Annotated in this window: 20 protein-coding genes and 3 tRNA genes; 11 read left to right on the top strand and 12 right to left on the bottom strand. The window is 46.0% G+C overall.

Features of this window, described 5'->3' with window-relative positions:
- Nucleotides 1-37 precede the first annotated feature (37 nt).
- The 5 genes from E5Y90_RS01005 to E5Y90_RS00985 all read right to left on the bottom strand — a co-directional run bounded on the left by E5Y90_RS01005 (nucleotide 38) and on the right by E5Y90_RS00985 (nucleotide 2,515).
- Complete coding sequence (locus E5Y90_RS01005) at nucleotides 38-787, bottom strand: hypothetical protein (RefSeq protein WP_174659150.1); 750 nt, start codon at nucleotides 785-787, stop codon at nucleotides 38-40.
- A 197-nt stretch (nucleotides 788-984) separates the two neighbouring features.
- Nucleotides 985-1,476, bottom strand: a complete 492-nt coding sequence (locus E5Y90_RS01000; protein ID WP_151204963.1) for a hypothetical protein — start codon at nucleotides 1,474-1,476, stop codon at nucleotides 985-987.
- A gap of 205 nt (nucleotides 1,477-1,681) precedes the next feature.
- A tRNA-Phe gene (locus E5Y90_RS00995) sits at nucleotides 1,682-1,757 on the bottom strand.
- Nucleotides 1,758-1,894: 137 nt separating this feature from the next.
- Nucleotides 1,895-1,970 (bottom strand) — tRNA-Phe (locus E5Y90_RS00990).
- Between the two features lie 167 nt (nucleotides 1,971-2,137).
- Nucleotides 2,138-2,515 (bottom strand): GNAT family N-acetyltransferase, encoded by a 378-nt coding sequence (locus E5Y90_RS00985; RefSeq protein ID WP_151204951.1) that lies wholly within the window; start codon nucleotides 2,513-2,515, stop codon nucleotides 2,138-2,140.
- 97 nt (nucleotides 2,516-2,612) lie between these two features.
- Here E5Y90_RS00985 and hisB point away from each other — a divergent pair, with 97 nt between their 5' ends.
- The 6 genes from hisB (at nucleotide 2,613) to E5Y90_RS00955 (ending at nucleotide 7,282) form a co-directional block, all read left to right on the top strand.
- Nucleotides 2,613-3,206, top strand: a complete 594-nt coding sequence (hisB, locus tag E5Y90_RS00980; protein WP_151204950.1) for an imidazoleglycerol-phosphate dehydratase HisB — start codon at nucleotides 2,613-2,615, stop codon at nucleotides 3,204-3,206.
- The gene (gene hisH, locus E5Y90_RS00975; protein ID WP_174659149.1) at nucleotides 3,206-3,823 is read left to right on the top strand and encodes an imidazole glycerol phosphate synthase subunit HisH; all 618 of its coding nucleotides are present in this window, start codon (nucleotides 3,206-3,208) and stop codon (nucleotides 3,821-3,823) included. Before hisB ends, hisH begins: the two co-directional genes overlap by 1 nt.
- A 130-nt stretch (nucleotides 3,824-3,953) precedes the next feature.
- Nucleotides 3,954-4,433 (top strand): DUF805 domain-containing protein, encoded by a 480-nt coding sequence (locus tag E5Y90_RS00970; RefSeq protein ID WP_174659148.1) that lies wholly within the window; start codon nucleotides 3,954-3,956, stop codon nucleotides 4,431-4,433.
- Between the two features lie 122 nt (nucleotides 4,434-4,555).
- On the top strand, nucleotides 4,556-5,218 hold the full coding sequence (locus E5Y90_RS00965) for a 3'-5' exonuclease (RefSeq protein ID WP_174659147.1): 663 nt from the start codon (nucleotides 4,556-4,558) through the stop codon (nucleotides 5,216-5,218).
- Between the two features lie 341 nt (nucleotides 5,219-5,559).
- Nucleotides 5,560-6,294: a 1-(5-phosphoribosyl)-5-[(5-phosphoribosylamino)methylideneamino]imidazole-4-carboxamide isomerase gene (hisA, locus tag E5Y90_RS00960; RefSeq protein WP_151204946.1), complete on the top strand. Its 735-nt coding sequence runs from the start codon at nucleotides 5,560-5,562 to the stop codon at nucleotides 6,292-6,294.
- Nucleotides 6,295-6,364: 70 nt separating this feature from the next.
- Complete coding sequence (locus tag E5Y90_RS00955) at nucleotides 6,365-7,282, top strand: DMT family transporter (RefSeq protein WP_174659146.1); 918 nt, start codon at nucleotides 6,365-6,367, stop codon at nucleotides 7,280-7,282.
- 104 nt (nucleotides 7,283-7,386) lie between these two features.
- Here E5Y90_RS00955 and E5Y90_RS00950 read toward each other — a convergent pair whose 3' ends face one another.
- The 3 genes from E5Y90_RS00950 to E5Y90_RS00940 are packed head-to-tail and all read right to left on the bottom strand — an operon-like array spanning nucleotide 7,387 to nucleotide 9,407.
- Entirely contained in the window at nucleotides 7,387-7,788 is a 402-nt protein-coding gene (locus tag E5Y90_RS00950) for a DUF4870 family protein (RefSeq protein WP_174660533.1), read from the bottom strand.
- A gap of 19 nt (nucleotides 7,789-7,807) precedes the next feature.
- Nucleotides 7,808-8,434: a DUF1294 domain-containing protein gene (locus E5Y90_RS00945; RefSeq protein WP_174659145.1), complete on the bottom strand. Its 627-nt coding sequence runs from the start codon at nucleotides 8,432-8,434 to the stop codon at nucleotides 7,808-7,810.
- Nucleotides 8,435-8,459: 25 nt separating this feature from the next.
- On the bottom strand, nucleotides 8,460-9,407 hold the full coding sequence (locus E5Y90_RS00940) for a homoserine kinase (protein WP_174659144.1): 948 nt from the start codon (nucleotides 9,405-9,407) through the stop codon (nucleotides 8,460-8,462).
- A gap of 113 nt (nucleotides 9,408-9,520) precedes the next feature.
- Between E5Y90_RS00940 and hisF the strand changes: the two genes are divergently transcribed.
- Nucleotides 9,521-10,279, top strand: a complete 759-nt coding sequence (gene hisF, locus E5Y90_RS00935; protein ID WP_151205411.1) for an imidazole glycerol phosphate synthase subunit HisF — start codon at nucleotides 9,521-9,523, stop codon at nucleotides 10,277-10,279.
- 332 nt (nucleotides 10,280-10,611) lie between these two features.
- Here hisF and E5Y90_RS00930 read toward each other — a convergent pair whose 3' ends face one another.
- Nucleotides 10,612-11,214, bottom strand: a complete 603-nt coding sequence (locus E5Y90_RS00930) for a hypothetical protein (protein WP_151205410.1) — start codon at nucleotides 11,212-11,214, stop codon at nucleotides 10,612-10,614.
- 109 nt (nucleotides 11,215-11,323) lie between these two features.
- Here E5Y90_RS00930 and E5Y90_RS00925 point away from each other — a divergent pair, with 109 nt between their 5' ends.
- Nucleotides 11,324-12,334: a helix-turn-helix domain-containing protein gene (locus tag E5Y90_RS00925; protein ID WP_174659143.1), complete on the top strand. Its 1,011-nt coding sequence runs from the start codon at nucleotides 11,324-11,326 to the stop codon at nucleotides 12,332-12,334.
- A gap of 139 nt (nucleotides 12,335-12,473) precedes the next feature.
- Here the strand turns inward: E5Y90_RS00925 and E5Y90_RS00920 are convergent, their stop codons facing one another.
- Nucleotides 12,474-12,719, bottom strand: a complete 246-nt coding sequence (locus E5Y90_RS00920; RefSeq protein WP_174659142.1) for a hypothetical protein — start codon at nucleotides 12,717-12,719, stop codon at nucleotides 12,474-12,476.
- Nucleotides 12,720-12,792: 73 nt separating this feature from the next.
- Nucleotides 12,793-13,884 carry a DNA/RNA non-specific endonuclease gene (locus E5Y90_RS00915; protein ID WP_174659141.1) on the bottom strand — a complete coding sequence of 364 codons (1,092 nt, stop codon included), beginning with the start codon at nucleotides 13,882-13,884 and terminating at the stop codon, nucleotides 12,793-12,795.
- Nucleotides 13,885-14,143: 259 nt separating this feature from the next.
- Here E5Y90_RS00915 and E5Y90_RS00910 point away from each other — a divergent pair, with 259 nt between their 5' ends.
- Nucleotides 14,144-14,617, top strand: coding sequence for a hypothetical protein (locus E5Y90_RS00910; RefSeq protein WP_151207574.1), 474 nt, complete (start codon nucleotides 14,144-14,146; stop codon nucleotides 14,615-14,617).
- A 104-nt stretch (nucleotides 14,618-14,721) separates the two neighbouring features.
- Here the strand turns inward: E5Y90_RS00910 and E5Y90_RS00905 are convergent, their stop codons facing one another.
- Complete coding sequence (locus E5Y90_RS00905; protein WP_174659140.1) at nucleotides 14,722-16,602, bottom strand: potassium transporter Kup; 1,881 nt, start codon at nucleotides 16,600-16,602, stop codon at nucleotides 14,722-14,724.
- A 120-nt stretch (nucleotides 16,603-16,722) separates the two neighbouring features.
- Here E5Y90_RS00905 and E5Y90_RS00900 point away from each other — a divergent pair.
- Together E5Y90_RS00900 and E5Y90_RS00895 are read left to right on the top strand one after the other, a co-directional pair.
- Nucleotides 16,723-16,813, top strand: a tRNA-Ser gene (locus E5Y90_RS00900).
- 368 nt (nucleotides 16,814-17,181) lie between these two features.
- Entirely contained in the window at nucleotides 17,182-17,409 is a 228-nt protein-coding gene (locus tag E5Y90_RS00895) for a hypothetical protein (protein WP_151205090.1), read from the top strand.
- Nucleotides 17,410-17,605 lie beyond the last annotated feature (196 nt).

Here is a 17,605-nt window from a genome sequence, read left to right as displayed (position 1 = left end):
TGACAGTCATGTGGCAATCCTGTGATCGCCTACAGGGCTATAGCTTGTTTTCAACCGCTTTCTGATTGGCGCTCGCAACTTGTTGCATCTGCCTGTTCAAGTCCAGCATGTCCTTGTACAGCGCATTAAACTCTTTCACCGCTTTATCCTCATAGAACATAAAAGTCTGATTTTTCTTTTGCCATTTATGTTGTTTTAATAAAGCAAAAAGCGCATCTGCCTTAGCTAGGCTCTGTTTTTCTATTTCAAAAATCACATGAGCATTACTGTTTTGCTGACTATCTTTCAGATTCTGGGTCAGTTGTTGGCGATAACGATTTTTAATATCCAGTTGCTGAGCCTTATCAATCAGCTCGGCATCACGTTGCTGAATTTTCTGCTGATAATCATTCACGATCTGATGTACCTGCTTGAGCATCGCCTCAGTGTCTGTATACCCCTGCGTCTGGTCCTGGGCTAAGCGGTCAATATTCAGAAAATTCTGCCAGTTGGCTGCCTTCAGTTCACGCAAATACTGGTTGCGCTCCTCGGCACTGTCACGCAGTTGGCCCAGTACAAATTCAGCCATGATGGCATAATCACCATCTAGCCGCTCATCTTCAATTTCCAGCTGGATGGGTGTAGACCAGTTTTGTGCCTGCTCTGCAATCTGCTGTGTTTTTTCTTCCAGCACCATTTCATATTCGGCCAGCTCAGCCTGATTTTTTTGTTGTACTGAATATTGATAAAATAGCCCGATAAAAATAGCCAGGGTCGCACCGGCTAAAATCATAAAAACACGCGGCATGCACACGCTCCAGGTCTGGGATTCAGATCTTGTTTCTTCAATACACTATGCTCATTTTTCAGGCAGAATTCAAGACCGATGAATTTTCTTGTATGTTCAACGACCCTTAGGCAGCATGATTTTGAGAGATAAAAGAAAAGAATTCCCTTTATATCCCTCACGCAACACAGTGCCGCTGAAGGAAGCGGCCTGAGTGATTATCGAAAGGTAAACGGCAGGCTGATGTTAAGCTGGTTGGGATGAAACTGCTCCCGTACAATCTGCACCGTAGTGGCATTCGCATCAATTCCAAAAGGCTGCAAGATGGTATACAGGCCCTTTCTGGGATCGGCAGATTGTAGTCCTGCTGCCACCACCAGAACATATTCCCGGAACACCACAGGTAGGCTGTCAAGATCAGGCTTAGGCGCTGCACGAACCACATCAATACTTCCGGCAAAGTCGGCATCGACGCTATAACTTTGAATATCACGTTCGACTTTCATCAGATAACGGTTTAATGCATCCCGCTGACTGGCCTCTTCCTGATAAGGAATAATTTCGGTCATGGCGCGTAGCTCTGGCTCTGCCATCACAATTAAGGTGGGAAGAACCACAGAACCTGAACTTACAGGAGCAGCCTGGGTGAATGTAGCCGTACCTGCGACAAGCGCAAGCAAGCTGAGGTTTAAAGCTTTTAAGAGAGTCATCATTCATACCCCTCGGATAGAAAAGTAAAAAATATCTGACTTTTATCTTACAAACTTTATGCCTTGATATTGTTAAGTCTGATAAACGGTCATTCGACTGAGTATGACAGGTCTATAAACAGTCCAGCCAACTGACTGTGCGTATGAGACCCATGCATACAAACAAAAAAAATCCCCAAACTAGGTTTGGGGATTTTTTTGAATATGGTGGCGAGACCCAGGATCGAACTGGGGACACACGGATTTTCAATCCGTTGCTCTACCGACTGAGCTATCACGCCGATGCGGTGTATTAAGCCGTATCTGGACCCATTAGTCAATCAAAATTATGAAAAAAATGATTGAGTGGGTGAATTTTAATCTAAAAAAAATCCCTGATGGGATCAGGGATTGAAAACTTTAAATTTGTTTTTGAATATGGTGGCGAGACCCAGGATCGAACTGGGGACACACGGATTTTCAATCCGTTGCTCTACCGACTGAGCTATCACGCCAATGTCGCGTATTAAACAGTTTCAGGCCGCAAGCGTCAAGAGCGAAATAAAGAAAAACCACCAAATGTTTAGTTTTCCACCAATACCCCGCTTAAATTGAGCATTTTGGCTTAAAACCGGATTAACACCGGCCTTTCAGCAGCTTTTTACCTCAAACAGCAGACTGGTTAAATTTTTTCTAAATTCGCCAAACAACGGTGAATAGCACCACAGCCCGGAACAAAGGTTTTTACACCTTTTTCTTCTTCCATTCGACAGGCTTCTGCAACCAGCCTTTCTGCCACCCCCCGCCCTCGATTGGCCGGATGCACCACAATATTTTCCAGAATCCGGCTTTCACCTTGTCCCGTGGCCCAAATTGCACCAATGATTTTGGTATTAAATTCTGCCGTATAAAGTAGGGTATACTGTGCCAGGTTTTGCTCTAGTTGTTCTATGGCATCTGCCCCATCACTAAATTCAGGGCTGGTGTCATACAGTCGCTCAAGCTGGCTGCGCACTTCATCATTTTCCAAAGAAGTATAAGCATGTACGGTGATAGGCATTGATAAACCCTCCTGAGCAATCTAATATGCGGTGACGTCGTCACGGCGAAAAATATTTTCTACATCAATCATTTTGACGTATTTGAGGAACGTGTCTATGACAGATCGTATCAGTGAAGTGGTAAGAAATACCAACGAAACCAAAATTCGCGTTCGTTTGAACCTCGACGGTACTGGTCAAGGCACCTTAAACACAGGGATTCCATTTTTAGATCATATGATTGATCAAATCAAGCGCCATGGCTTGTTTGATATTGATATCCATTGTGATGGTGACTTGGAAATTGATGACCACCACACGGTAGAAGATTGTGGCATCAGCTTGGGGCAAGCCTTTGCACAGGCACTCGGTAATAAAAAAGGCTTAAAACGCTATGGCCATTTCTATGCCCCACTAGATGAATCTTTAAGCCGTGTCGTGGTCGATCTTTCAGGCCGTCCGGGGCTGTTTATGGATGTTCCTTTTACCCGTGCAACCATTGGCCGTTTTGATGTAGATCTGTTTTCTGAATTCTTCCAGGGTTTTGTCAACCACGCCTTAATGACGGTACATATCGACAACCTGAAAGGCAAAAACAGCCATCACCAGATTGAAAGTGTATTTAAGGCTTTTGCCCGTGCACTGCGTATGGCATGTGAAGTTGATCCACGTGCTGCCAATACAGTGGCGTCTACCAAAGGGACACTGTAATGCCCCGTATTGCCCTTCTTGACTATGGCATGGGAAATCTGCACTCGGCAGCCAAAGCCCTGGAACATGTCGGTGCCACTGTTGATGTGACCAATGATTCAACGCTGATTGCACAGGCAGACAAGATTGTCTTTCCAGGGGTCGGTGCAATGCGTGATTGTATGCAGGGCATGCATGAAGCCGGTATTGATACCGTGGTGCGTAATGCCGTGTTTAATAAACCGGTGCTGGCAATCTGTGTCGGCATGCAGGCGTTAATGCAACATTCTGAGGAAAATGGCGGTACGCCGGCTCTGGGTATTTTTGAAGGTGCAGTCAAGCACTTCCCAGAGATGGCCGGCTTAAAAGTGCCGCATATGGGCTGGAATCAGGTACATCAGGCGGACCCCGATCATCCAATGTGGAAAGATATCGATCAGGACGCGCGTTTCTATTTTGTGCATAGCTATTATGTAGAACCGCAAGACCCGGCTATTGTGGCGGCGCAGTGTACCTATGGCCTTGAATTTTGTACGGCGATTCATAAAGAAAACCTGTTTGCCACTCAGTTCCATCCGGAAAAAAGTCATACAGCAGGCCTGCAATTACTGAAAAACTTTGTGGACTGGAATATCTGATTCCTGCCCCGTCAACAAAGCCCGCGAGATGCGGGCTTTTTTATTGACTAAGATTTAAGCTTTTCAGATTCAAAGAATAATTATATGATTCTCTCACCAAAAAAAACAAATGAAAATAAAAGGAAATAATATGCTTAATACCATTCATGATTCTGGATTCAAACCTGCTGGCCGTTTTAGCCGTCGTTCTTATCTCGCCTGGAATATGCTCATGGGCTTTTTCTTTCTGCTCATCGGGTGTGTTATCGCCTTGATGCTGCCAGGCATAAATCTGGATACTCTGGGAAGCTCACTCTCCTCTCCTGTAATCATCCTGTTTATTTTCCTGTACGGCGTGGCTATTTATTTTAGTATGGTCTTTACTATTCGCCGCCTGCATGACCGCAATCATAGCGGCTGGTTCAGCCTGCTGCTGCTGGTGCCTGTGGTGAATATTTTATTTGCCCTTTATCTCCTGTTTGCACCTGGGGATCAACAGGCGAACCAGTTTGGACAACCCCGTACTACCCGTGGCTGGGAAAATGTACTGGCTATTTTGTATATTCTGGTCCTTATTTTATTATTCATAGCGACTTTTATGATATCGGGTGACTCTCTGCCAAAACTCTAAATCATCCGAGTATTGAAGCATGGGCCTCCTCTAACTGCCCATGCCTTTCATCCCGCCCTACTTTTTGCACTTTATCCTAAAAAGTTTTAAGCTGTTTTTTTACAGATATATACAGCGCCGCCATGGATGAATGCTTACATTCCGTCTTACCAAGCAAAGAACACATTGCAACGTTTCCTCGGTTTCAAAATCTTGTACCTGAACGCATCCTTGTGATTAACAGTCTACAGCAATGTGAAGCCTTGCGTTCGGAGCTTGAACAGGTGACAGTATTCGGTTTTGACTCGGAATCCAAACCCACCTTTAAGGCCGGTGAAGTGTCTACAGGCCCGCATCTGATTCAACTGGCGACTCTGGACAAAGCCTATCTTTTTCAAATGCACGAGCAGATCTGGCAGTTTTTAAAACCGATTTTTGCCAGCCGTGACCAGATTAAAGTCGGTTTCGGCCTGAAAAATGATGCCCATCTCTTTCGTAAAAGAGGGATTGAACTGAACAACGTGATAGAGCTATCGACATGTTTTAGGGATTTTGGCCTAAAAAATCCGATAGGGCTGAAAAATGCCATGGCTTTGCTGTTTCAGGTCAATTTCCCCAAATCGAAACACATCAGCACCTCAAACTGGGCCACAAAACATCTCAGTCCGGCCCAGATCAGCTATGCGACAGCCGATGCCTATGCACCGCGTCTAGTGTTTGAAGAACTACTGGCGCGGGGATTATTACCCAAAGACCTTCCTAGTACCTCCCTCAAACCCAAAATCCGGCCGAACTCCACAATATAGCTGTTTAAAAAGGTTATTCGCTCTTTAGCTGTGCTCTGTATTTTCAGCATTCTATTTTTCAATACCCCAAAATCCTTGAACGCCCAACAGCAGCTAAAATAGCCAATAAAGTCCGGTCAATACCAATCAGCGTGCCTGTGGAATTGCCCTATTAAATTCAGCCTGCCAGAAAACCACTCTCTACATAAATCACTAAAATAATGGAAATAAATTACAGAACTCTCCCTTATCTTCGGACAGGTTTTCTCTTTTCATACGGTTTATCAGTTAGAAATTTCGACTTTATTTGCTAAGATGAGCTGATACACATTCATTCTAAAGATTAAGCAAGGAGCGAAAGCATGCTGATCATCCCGGCAATTGACCTGAAAGATGGCAAATGTGTCCGCTTAAAACAAGGTCGTATGGAAGACGATACCGTATTTTCTGATGATCCGGTTGCAACAGCACAGCATTGGGTCAATGAAGGTGCTCGCCGTCTGCATCTGGTGGACCTTAATGGTGCCTTTGCAGGTACACCGGTACATAAGCCGGTGGTCGAAGCTATTGTCAGGTCTCAACCTGAGCTGCCTATCCAGATTGGTGGCGGAATCCGTTCGCTGGAAACGATTGAGCATTATCTGGAAGCAGGTGTGTCATTTGTAATTATCGGCACCAAAGCGGTTCAGGAGCCTGAGTTCGTCGAAGAAGCATGCAAGAAATTCGCTGGACATATCATTGTCGGTATTGATGCCATGAATGGCATGGTGGCAACCGATGGCTGGGCCAATATTACCGATGTCAAAGCCACTGATCTGGCCAAACGTTTTGCAGATGCCGGCGTATCTAGCATTGTCTATACCGATATTGCCCGTGATGGCATGATGCAGGGTGTAAACATCGAGCAGACCGTCACTCTGGCACAATATTCAGGGTTGCCTGTGATTGCTTCAGGTGGGGTCACTAATATGGATGATGTGCGTCAGCTGAAAGATCAACCAGGTATTCTAGGTGCAATTACCGGCCGTGCGATTTATGAAGGGACTTTAAGCCTGCGTGAAGCACAATTATTGCTGGATGAGCAGGAAGCGCTATAATACGTCACTGCTGAAGAAAGAGGTCTGCGGGCCTCTTTTTTTATTGTCCTATTTTTTTGATCTCCTCCCCATGTCTACATCTGTTTATCATCTTCGCTCTGGCTGGACAGCCAAAGCGCCTCAAATCGCCTTGGTCCTGATCACGATCATCTGGGGTGGCAGTTTTATTACCGTACAATACGGCCTGAATTTTAGCAGTCCAGTGCTGTTTGTGGGCTTGCGTTTTGCGGCAGCTGCGATTGCGGTAAGTTTGATCTCACTTCAGCATCTTCGGGGCATGACGCTAAAAGAAGTATGGGCCGGTGCGGTAATTGGCGCGGTGATTGCCATAGGGTATGCCACCCAGACAGTGGGGTTACAGAGCATTAGCAGTAGCGAGTCGGCCTTTTTGACTGCCCTGTATGTTCCTCTGGTTCCTTTGCTGCTCTGGCTGCTCTTCGGTAAAAAACCGCAGGTGATGACCTGGGTAGGTGTTCTGTTGGCCTTTGTGGGACTGGTGTTTTTAACCGGAAATGGCTGGGGTGCAATTCAGCTGAATTTTGGCCAGATCCTGACCTTGCTTGGTTCATTTGCAATTGCTTTGGAAATTATTTTTATCAGCCATTTTGCCGAGCAGGTGAATGTGCGGCGGGTGACTGTACTGCAACTGTTTTTTGCCTCCCTATTCTGCTTTCTGGTTGCACCTTGGCTTGGAGAGTCCCGCCTGCCAGTGTCTCACTGGCATCTGGCTGGTATTTTAGTCGCGCTGGGAATAGCCAGTGCGTGTATACAGCTAGTTATGAACTGGGCCCAGCGCCGGGTAGATCCGTCTCAGGCAGCCATCATTTATGCTGGAGAGCCGATCTGGGCCGGCCTGTTTGGCCGTCTGGCCGGAGAACGCCTGCCCGCACTGGCTCTGCTGGGTGGGCTGATGGTAGTACTAGGTGTCATTGTCAGTGAATGGAAACCCCAATTCCTCAGAAAAATAAAAAAGGAAAAGCTGGGATAGCCAGCCTTCTGTACTTGAGCTGCACCTCAGCCAGTTCAAGTACAGGAGGTGCAAACCTGAATACAATAAAAATATGCTTTTATTTAAAAGTTCAATCCAGAAATTTACTGTTCAGCACGATACATGGGCTGGTTATCATTCAGGCGCATAATACCGCGAATCGCCCGGTAGACAATCCAGATCCAGGACAAACCAATCACGGCAATACAAAAAGCTGAAGCGCCCAAAGCCACACCGGCAAAGAGATCCGGATCGTCATGGGTAAAGAACAACAGCAGGAAAGGAATGAAAGCGATGATATTCCAGATCAGATACCACCAGAAAGTGCGGATTTGCCAGGTAAAATGACTTTCAAAAATTGTCCCGCGCACCGCAGAACGTTTTACATAGTTAATCACCAGGGCAATGATTGCCAGCAAGCCCGCGCTAAAAATCGCCACAATATATAAAATATACAGAATCAGGGTTAGGCTTCGATTCGGATCTTTATCAATAGAGTAGTTCATCATGCTCCCGAGGCTGCTCCTAAATACTCAAACTATTCAAGGGAGAAATCAGCCATACCATTAAAATAATATTAAAGGCTATGGTACAAAAATAAATCTGCCTAAAAGGTTGTTTTTGTGTTTTGTGCCTTAATTTTTGCTGTGCCAGCCAGGCAGCCGGCCATCCGCCTAAAAAGGCCACCAGATGCAGGGTATTTTCCGGAATACGGCGATTACCGAGTTGCGCGGCTTCCTTATCCTGAGCATAGAGCCAATAGCTCAGGGCATTGATCAGGCTGATGAATAACAACACCAAGCCACTGAGCAGACCGGCCAGAGTCAGCCCTGCCAATACCAGAATATAAACCACACAAGCAATCTGCATGCGCTGTAATTTTTGAGAAGGCGCTGTGGTCGCTGCTGGCTTGCGTGCAGACGCTGTTCGGGCTTGAGAGGCTTTTAGGTACATCACCTGCTGGGCACGATAACGTCCACGCTCATCCAGAATTACCAGATAATCCAGTGCACAGCCAACAATTGGACGCGGTCCCGGGCGTGCAAAATCCTTGATATGCAAAAACACGCGGTCTTTGGCCTGATCATTGGGCTGAATAAAACCATAACCCTTATCATCAAACCATTCCACCAGACGCCCCTGATCACGCATGTGCCCCATCCTTTTCTATATCAACTTAAGCAGTGACGAACTTTAAACGTTCAATCAGCATATTACGCATCTCGATTGGATTTTTTTGCAAAATATCTGCCCCGCTACGCCCCTCGGTTGTATTCTTCTGGGCCACCTGTAAACGCATCATCCAGAAACGTCCGGCTGCCATGGCCAGATACAGCTCCAGACAGGCTTTTTCATCTTCAGTTAAAGGACGGACACCTTCATAGGCAGTGAGAAAAGCCAGGGCCTTCTCTTCGTTTAAAGTAACATCGGGATAATTGCTACAGAAATCATTTAGGGTAATCGCGATATCAAACAGGAATTCGTCTTTATTCAGCTCATAAAAATCCAGAATTCCCTTCAGCTCGTCACCCTGGAATAAGGTATTGTCACGAAACAGGTCGGAATGGATAAAGCCGCGTGGACGGTCTGGATAGACCGCAGTCAAAGCATCATACAAACCTAAAAGTTTGCCTAGTAACACCTTGTCTGCCGGACTTAAACTGGACTTGAGATCCAGCGCCACACCATACCAATAGGCATGGTCACGTACAAAGGCGCGCTCCAGTTCGAAGTCTTGCAAGGCCATATGCATTTGTGCCTGCGCCACTGCAATCGCCTCAACCTGAGCCACGGTAGGCGATATTGGATGCTCCCCCATCAGACGCGGTGCAATCTGGGCCGGTTTATTCTTGATACGGTGAATCGCTTTGCCAGAGTGCGATAAGGGAACTGGTACCGCCAGTCCGGCCTGCCCCAAACATTCCAGTACAGGCACCAGTTCTCCTGCCGCCTTGTCATCCAGTTCTTCAAAGATGGTCAGGACATATTGCCGGTTTTCGCAGACCAGAAAATAGTTGGTGTTTTGAATACCTGCCTGAATAGGAATCAGGTCGATCACCTTCAATCCATAAGGTGCTGCGAACTCCTGAACTTCCTTTAAAGTCAAAGTGGTATAAACCGACATAGAAAACCTGCGAAAAAACCTACATATTTTTGCTAGAATACCGTTTCCATCTGCCAAGGTGTAGCGCTTGCGTGGGTGAGTTTCATAATCGGCTGTAATAATTGGAAAAATTTATGCTAGCTAAACGTATTATTCCTTGTCTGGACGTTGATAACGGTCGCGTGGTCAAAGGTGTTCAGTTCCTTGATATCCGTGATGCAGGTGACCCGGTCGAAGTGGCGCGTCGTTATAATGAACAGGGTGCCGATGAAATCACTTTCCTTGATATTACTGCTACACATCATGGACGTGACACGACTTATCGTACAGTGGAACGTATGGCTGAATCGGTCTTTGTGCCGTTAACCGTCGGTGGTGGCGTACGCAAGGTCGAAGACATCCGATTGCTGCTCAATGCCGGTGCAGATAAAGTCAGTATCAACTCGGCTGCGGTCTTTAATCCGGAGTTTGTTCAGGAAGCCTCGCAACGTTTCGGCGCCCAGTGTATTGTGGTGGCGATTGATGCCAAGAGAACTGGTGAAAACAAATGGGAAATTTTTACCCACGGTGGCCGTAAACCAACGGGTATCGATGCACTGCAATGGGCCGAGAAAATGGCCAGTTATGGCGCAGGTGAACTGCTGATTACCTCAATGGATGCCGATGGAACCAAAGCCGGCTATGATATTCCTCTCATGCGTGCCATCAATGACCGGGTCACGGTTCCCACCATTGCTTCAGGTGGAGTAGGCACCTTACAGCATCTGGCAGACGGTATTATTCACGGCGGAGCAGATGCGGTACTTGCGGCTTCAATTTTCCACTTTGGCCAGCACACCATTCCGGAAGCCAAAGCTTATATGGCCGCTCAGGGCATTGAAATGCGCCTGTGATCTGCTTGATTCAAGAATCTAGCCAATAAAAAAGAGCGTAGAATGGCGCTCTTTTTTTGCTTATTAGGCTGGAACAGTACACATTTCAGCTAAAAAAAAGGAGTCTGACGACTCCCTATAAAACCAAGAATAACTACAGCACTTGGTATCTCATCTACCTCCTGCTTCATCTATCTCCGTGCCTACCGGAGAGATCAAGCAGATCGACAGGCACCAATATAGGTTAATTTTCCAGCACAATATTGACAATAGATCCCCTATTTATTGACAAAACACGACGCCACCTCAAAAGTGAGAACTGCTTGTCATTTTATATATCCACCACTTAGATGTTATTGCAGCTGGTCTCGCACTTTGGCCCATTTAGCCGGAAAATAACGGTTGGCCAGACTGGTCAAATGAGTGGATAAGGCTTCAGGCAGTGCAATACCCAGAGGATTTTTTTCCTGCAAATCGGGTGATGAAATGACCCGGGTACCCAGCAGATAATCGAACCAGGGTTTGGTCACGCACCAGTTGGCATCCTGATTACTGTTCATATGGTGGTCATAATGCCAAGGAATTTTTTTTCTGGCCCATTCTGGCTCCAGATGGGCGCGGCGGTGAATATAATAATAGTTGCCCGCACTATATAAGGTCGCCAGAACCATTCCTTTGGACACAGGATAAAATGCAAGTCCAAAAACACTGGCCACCACCACCAGCGAACCGATTTCATTACGGGTACGCCAGTTCTTGTAGCCCTCTACATAACCAATATCCGAGAATTCCGTTTTACGCACTTCACGATGATGCTCCCAATGCGAACGCATACTTTCCGGGACCGGGCTATAACGTGCCTGCCCTGCTCTATGGGTTCCATGCAATATATATTTATGGGCAAACCACTCAAAACCATTGGCCACGACCAGTCCTGTCAAAAAACCTTTCCACATGATCAGACTCTCCTTTTTCTTTCTACTATAGATCAAGTAAAAGACTAGATATTGACCCTAAACTTCAATATGATTGACAAAATACGACAAAATACTAAAAACTTTAAACATGCAGACTCAGAAAGATTATGCGGGTTCAGTCTATGGTGGTTTAGGTCATTTGCTGCTGGCTTTTTATAATAAATATCAGTTGAAGCCACCACAAAAATTGCTGGATGTTCAGCCACTGGAACGTTTTGATTATGTCATCTGGCATGATCTGTTAACCACCTTGGAACAACAGTTGCAGCGCCCGGCACTTGGCCTGGAAATTGCCGCACTCGTGCAACCAAAATATTTAGGCATACTGGCCTATATTGCCCTGTCCTGTGAAACCCTGAGCGATGCGCTCATGCGTTATCATGATTATCACCGTCTGATCTATGACGGCACACCTTTGCAGATATCTATCCATAATGAGATCCTCAGCATTGGCTGGGACGATATCCCCTTTAACCTGTCCTCCCAGATCACCGATGAAGTCGCGATTGCCCTGTTAATGGAATTTCTCAAATCGATTCTGGATATCCATGATATTCGGCTGCATGAGGTTCATTTCAAACGCTCTCCACCCAAAAACACCATGATTTACGAGCAGTATTTCCGCGCCAAGGTACGTTTTAATCAGGATAAAGCCCAGATTCAACTGACAGTTTCAGAGCTGTCCCGGCCTCTGCGGCAAGGTGATCAGACCTTGCAGGAACTGCTTAAACAGCAGGCTGAAGCCCTGTTAGAAAAATTACCTCATGCCACCGATATGGATCAACGTTTACAGCAAGCCATACTGGCTGGCCTGCAAAAAAACATGTTTCAGATTGAGGCGATTGCCCGGCAGATGAACCTGTCCGTACGCAAATTACAGCGTTATTTGCAGCAGCAGGGGAAAACCTACCAGCAGCGCATGCAGGAAATCCGCTGCATGATGGCGCAGCAATATTTAAAGGACTCACGCTTGAGCCTGCAAGAAATTGCCCTGCTGCTTGGCTATTCTGAACAGAGTGCTTTTCAGCGTGCCTTCAAGCACTGGACGGCGCAGACCCCGCAGCAATGGCGTTCTAATTATTTAGCCAGTGCAAAATAGCAGCGTAGATAAGAGGATGCTGCGCTAAAAAAAGGAAAATTCAGGATTCAAGCAAAAATATCAATCACAGCCCAGTCGCAGCTTCAGTTTTTTCTAAAAAAGTTTAGAGGCGACCTTAACCAGATCCTGGTTTACTTCTTTATAAAAACGGATTCTCGATTTCATGAGCATCATCATGCTCAATTTTTTCTGGTAAATCAGGGGTATTTTCCAGTTCCTGAACAATATCATCCAGCAGCGCCTGCAAGACTTTGGCAGCCTTGAGCCCAGCCTGGTCTTTGGTAATTTGCAAATTACCATACAGGCTGACACAGTCCAGATCATTTTCAACTGTCAGATCATGAATGGCATGCGACTCATTGCCATCTTTATAGGCTTTAAACATAGTGGCCCCATCCTATCTGCTTATTCTAAAGTACTCTCTGCATGCTACCCGAATCGGGCTTTTTACAGCAAGTCTATTTCAGCAGTTGCAGAATGAACTGAAGAATCGCTTCGGTCAACTGGCTGATCAAAGCCGTCTGAGTATTGCTTTCTGTCATATTGCTTGCAGCGGTGTTTCTATTTTGCGTCGGGCTATCGCTGGTCACCGCTTTAAATTCACGCTGCAAGGCCTGCAAGTTTTCCTTGGATACGCCTTCGGCACACTGGCTTTCTGCATCCCAGTGGGAATAGGCAATCTTCTGGCTGGCTTTCACAGCTCTGGCCGTCAACGGTAAATGGTAGGTATTACGTTTTTGCTCTTCGGTTAACTGCGAGAACAGGTTAATTCCCAGCTTTTCTTCCAGATAGCAGACACTCACAACTCGAACCGTTTGTGAATTATCGTTTGGCGCATAATAAGCCCCGATCGCCCCGGTTTTTGGTATATAAATCGCTTTATAGACGGCGGTTGGCACAATGACGCCATTACCAATGGTTTTCAGTTTTTTCGCAGCAAAGACCGGACCGGTAATCACATACACATCCTGCTTTTGTCGCATGACTATTGCCCGGGTTGCCTCTTCCAGTTCGCGCCAGACCTGCTGATTATTTTTAGGAGCTTGCGGCACCATATTGGCCAGCGAAAAACTGTCATACTGGGCTGCCTTGGTTGGCATATCCGCATTAGGCGCCATATGCCCGCGGTCATAGCCTGAACCACGATAATCCGCCAGCGTTGCGCGATGCACTGCCTTCACACGTCCTTCTTCATGGAAGCTGTCTTCACGCGGAATTTTTTGGCTCAGCCGTGCTGGCGTTAAAACCTCTGCCACCCAGAGCGGAGTTTTCGACACCCCAGAATATCCAACATTAAAGCCATTAAAACACAGTGAATAACTGTCTTTTTTCAGACTGTCTTTCATCAGATAAGGTGGAGCATCATAATAAAACTGTGCCAGGCAAGATGAGTTTGACGTCGTTCCCAAAGACACCCACTGACCCAGCCTTTCTTGACCAAATGCAATCGCAAAACTGACCGAGGCCACTACACCCAAGATGATTTTGACACTATTTCCTTTTAACAACGGAGTTACACCACTCTTCGGTTTAGATTGCTTCTTGGCCATGCTGACAACTGCTATTTTCCGATCAATATTGATTTTTGGCGAGCTTAACAAGCTGTGTATATGAAGTATATCTCGCCCCTGTTATTCGCCTAACAATTAAACAAACCCCGCTCATTCAGGTCTTTCCTGTAACAAATTGTCTATTTTTTGATGGTTTTTAAATAGGGTTTTCTGAGTATTCAGTAGCTTTCATTGCGGCAACAGAATGACTATGCAACAGTATAAAGCTATTTAAATTACGTACAATCATGGAGTCTGCATGAATTCCAAATTAACTCAAATTTTAGGTGTGGGCTTATTTACCAGTGTCCTAAGTGCGGCTGCTTTTGCCGAGCCACCTGTACAGCCAGGTGAAACTCTGGAAAGCCTAGCTAAAGCCAAAATTAGTACCACCGTCAACGGCCAGCAAGGCTCTTTAGAAAGCCTGGTCAATTCAGGGCAGGTGCGCCTAGTCAATCAGCCTGCACCACCACAGCCTGCACAGCAACCGATGCCAGCCACTTCTTCCGAGGCACCGATGGCCGATCCGAACGCCAACCATCCTCACCCCATGCCTAACCAGCTTGAAGCTGCACCCGGCATGAACCCTGAACAGCCACAGCCAGCAAGTCCTGAAGCGGCTGCCATAGCGGCTCCTGCTGACATTTCAGCACAGCCCGAGACTGCTCCTATGGCGGAGGCTGCAATAAATGCGACACCTGATATGCCCGCAGTAGTAGAACCAGCACAATAATTCTATGAAGGATGCCTGATTCAGCTATTCCGAACGTGTCTTGCATAAAAAAAACCAGAATACAGTTCTGGTTTTTTTATGGCCTCTAGGGCCTCTATTTAATTTTACATTTCGATCTGACTACCTAACTCTACTACTCGATTAGGCGGAATCTGGTAAAAGTCACTGACCGGACTGGTATTACGCTGCATGGAAACAAACAGCTTTTCTCGCCATGCGGCCATGCCATCCCCTACCGTATGCATAATCCGCTCCCGTGAAATAAAGAAACTGATCTGCATCAGATCATATTCAAAGCCCCATTCGGCATAGGCTTGTTGCAAAGCCTCCGGAATATTCGGCTGGTCTTTAAAACCATAATACATATAGACCCGATAAAAATGCTTGCTAAGCGTTTCAACCTGAATGCGATCTTTTTTCGCCACAAAAGGGATATCCCGGGTAATCACGGTCACCAGAATATTGCGTTCATGCAGCACCTTGTTGTGCTTGATGTTATGTAACATGGCATGCGGAACAATGCTCGGGGTTCCGGTCAGGAAAATGGCTTCACCCGGAACAAACTTGGTCGCATCTCCCATCGAAATACTTTTGATAAACAGTTCGATTGGTAAGGCATCCTGCTCCAGACGGTTGAGTACCAGTGCACGCCCATCTTTCCAGGTCATTAAAATGGTAAACAGCACCGCACCAATCAGAATCGGCACCCAGCCTCCCGCAGCAATTTTTAAGGAGGTAGAGGCAACAAAAATCAGGTCAAGCGTTAAAAATGGAGCAGCAAAGAGTATGACTTTCCAGACCGGCCAGCGCCAGAATCCATAGGCCAAAATACTAATCAAAATAGTCCCGCAAAGCATGGTCATGGTGACTGCCACGCCATAGGCACTGGCCAGATTGGCACTGTTTTCAAACAGCAAGATCAGGATTAACACCGAGATAAACAGCATCCAGTTAATAAAAGGCAGATAAATCTGGCCACGCTCTACCGCCGAAGTATGCTTCACACTCAGACGCGGTAAATAACGCAGCTGAATCGCCTGATTGACCATGGAGAATACCCCGGTAATCACAGCCTGAGATGCAATCACCGCTGCCGCAGTGGCGAGTCCAATCATTGGATAAAGTGCCCAGTCCGGGATCAGCATATAAAAAGGATTGGCTAACGCTTCTGGTTGACGTAATAACAATGCGCCCTGTCCAGCATAGTTCAGCAGCAGGCAAGGTAAAACAATCACAAACCAGGCCATACGAATCGGCAAGCGGCCAAAATGGCCCATATCGGCATAGATTGCTTCACCCCCAGTCATGGTCAGAATCACCGCGCCCATGGTAAGAAATGCGACATAGGGCTGATCGACAACAAAGTGAAAAGCCCAATAAGGATTCACCATCGAAAGTACAAATGGCGTCTGGGCAATACTCCACAAACCGAAAGCCCCAATCGACAGGAACCAGAGCAAAGTCAAGGGGCCAAAAAATTTCCCCATGGTGCCTGTACCATGGCGTTGCAGCATAAACAGCCCGGCCAGAATCCCGATCGACAGCGGCATCAGCCAGCGGTCAAAGATAGGCGTGGCAATACTTAAGCCTTCAATAGCGGAAAGCACCGAGATGGCTGGCGTGATAATGCCATCTCCAAAAAACAGCGAGGCCCCGATAAACCCCAATGCAATTAGAAAAATTTTCTTCTGATCTGCAATTCGTGTAGTGCGCAGATTTAAAGCCAGTAGCGACATGATGCCGCCTTCGCCATTATTATCGGCACGCATGATAATCGTGACATATTTAAAGCTGATGGTCAGCATCATGCACCAGAAAATCAGGGACAGAATGCCAAGCACAGAGGCTTCACTGATCGCAAGATGTGCTGTCAGGAAACATTGGCGCAGTGCGTATAGAGGGCTGGTACCAATATCTCCAAAAACGACCCCAAGTGCAGCCAGCGTAATCACGGGAAGAGCTGCTTTTTCTGCTGTACTTTGCATATATTGTCTTCGTTTTAAACAAGCATTTTTGCAAATCATAGCATTACGTTAAAAGTTTTTCTGCAAATCAATTGTTTCAGCTTGGCAGCAGCGTTTTTTTTCGATATTATCCTCGGCCATGGTGAGGTGTCCGAGTGGCTGAAGGAGCACGCCTGGAAAGTGTGTATACGTTAATAGCGTATCGAGGGTTCGAATCCCTCTCTCACCGCCAGAATTTTAAAATCCGAATCACATGATTCGGATTTTTTTTGTCTTAAAAATAAAAAATCGTATTATTTTTATCATCATTCTCCTTACACACTCTCCCTTTCCAGAAGTTCATAGCTGCTCAGAGCGACTATCGAAAAAAACCCTGCGTTTCTTTAATATTGTGTTCTGCTTTAATTTATTTATATTAACCCATCAAAAATTGGCACAATAATCGCTTCATTTTATTGTCATTAAAGCTATGTTATGGTTCGTTCAGGATATTTAAAAAAAGGAGAGAAAAACCAAGACCAGAATAAAAAGACCTTAGATCGAAGTACACCATTTCAACTCAAAGTTAAAAGTAGATACACTGCTATTCGGAGAGCGAACATGAATAACAGCGCAAACTATATAAAACAAATCAAAAATGCAAAACGTGGTGGTTATACCCCGACTATCGCCAAGGATATTAACAAACATAAAATTCAAAAAGCCCTCAAACTTATCGAACAGTGGAGAAGCCTCGCTCAAGAACTCAAACCTCAAATGCAGTTCGATATGGCCTTTACTTTAGAGGAATGCGCACAAGATCTCGCCCAAATCCTGAAACATAAATAGTTTTTTAGCTACACCCCGTGATCTATTTCCAGTTCATTTCAGCTTCGCCCATAATAAAAAATGGGCGATTTGCCGCTTAAAGTATGATGACCGCTTATCTTGCAGATTACTCTCAACTCCACATCGCTTTTTTGAAAGATTAACCGGTTATTTTTTGGCTTGCACCCACCCAAAAAATCTGTAGAATGCACTCCAC

This window comes from Acinetobacter sp. 10FS3-1 (genome assembly GCF_013343215.1).
Taxonomy (GTDB): Bacteria; Pseudomonadota; Gammaproteobacteria; order Pseudomonadales; family Moraxellaceae; genus Acinetobacter; species Acinetobacter lwoffii_C.
Note: the sequence above shows the minus strand (reverse complement) of the source record. Positions and strands in the feature narration are given on the sequence as shown.

Coding starts and splice junctions, on each gene's coding strand:
- hisB (WP_151204950.1), top strand. CDS start 2,613: ATGACAGATCGTATCAGTGAAGTGGTAAGAAATACCAACGAAACCAAA.
- E5Y90_RS00940 (WP_174659144.1), bottom strand. CDS start 9,407: ATGTCGGTTTATACCACTTTGACTTTAAAGGAAGTTCAGGAGTTCGCA.
- hisH (WP_174659149.1), top strand. CDS start 3,206: ATGCCCCGTATTGCCCTTCTTGACTATGGCATGGGAAATCTGCACTCG.
- E5Y90_RS00950 (WP_174660533.1), bottom strand. CDS start 7,788: ATGAACTACTCTATTGATAAAGATCCGAATCGAAGCCTAACCCTGATT.
- E5Y90_RS00970 (WP_174659148.1), top strand. CDS start 3,954: ATGCTTAATACCATTCATGATTCTGGATTCAAACCTGCTGGCCGTTTT.
- E5Y90_RS00905 (WP_174659140.1), bottom strand. CDS start 16,602: ATGCAAAGTACAGCAGAAAAAGCAGCTCTTCCCGTGATTACGCTGGCT.
- E5Y90_RS00895 (WP_151205090.1), top strand. CDS start 17,182: ATGAATAACAGCGCAAACTATATAAAACAAATCAAAAATGCAAAACGT.
- hisA (WP_151204946.1), top strand. CDS start 5,560: ATGCTGATCATCCCGGCAATTGACCTGAAAGATGGCAAATGTGTCCGC.
- E5Y90_RS00925 (WP_174659143.1), top strand. CDS start 11,324: ATGCAGACTCAGAAAGATTATGCGGGTTCAGTCTATGGTGGTTTAGGT.
- E5Y90_RS00920 (WP_174659142.1), bottom strand. CDS start 12,719: ATGTTTAAAGCCTATAAAGATGGCAATGAGTCGCATGCCATTCATGAT.
- E5Y90_RS00955 (WP_174659146.1), top strand. CDS start 6,365: ATGTCTACATCTGTTTATCATCTTCGCTCTGGCTGGACAGCCAAAGCG.
- hisF (WP_151205411.1), top strand. CDS start 9,521: ATGCTAGCTAAACGTATTATTCCTTGTCTGGACGTTGATAACGGTCGC.
- E5Y90_RS00910 (WP_151207574.1), top strand. CDS start 14,144: ATGAATTCCAAATTAACTCAAATTTTAGGTGTGGGCTTATTTACCAGT.
- E5Y90_RS00915 (WP_174659141.1), bottom strand. CDS start 13,884: ATGGCCAAGAAGCAATCTAAACCGAAGAGTGGTGTAACTCCGTTGTTA.
- E5Y90_RS01000 (WP_151204963.1), bottom strand. CDS start 1,476: ATGACTCTCTTAAAAGCTTTAAACCTCAGCTTGCTTGCGCTTGTCGCA.
- E5Y90_RS00985 (WP_151204951.1), bottom strand. CDS start 2,515: ATGCCTATCACCGTACATGCTTATACTTCTTTGGAAAATGATGAAGTG.
- E5Y90_RS00945 (WP_174659145.1), bottom strand. CDS start 8,434: ATGCGTGATCAGGGGCGTCTGGTGGAATGGTTTGATGATAAGGGTTAT.
- E5Y90_RS01005 (WP_174659150.1), bottom strand. CDS start 787: ATGCCGCGTGTTTTTATGATTTTAGCCGGTGCGACCCTGGCTATTTTT.
- E5Y90_RS00930 (WP_151205410.1), bottom strand. CDS start 11,214: ATGTGGAAAGGTTTTTTGACAGGACTGGTCGTGGCCAATGGTTTTGAG.
- E5Y90_RS00965 (WP_174659147.1), top strand. CDS start 4,556: ATGGATGAATGCTTACATTCCGTCTTACCAAGCAAAGAACACATTGCA.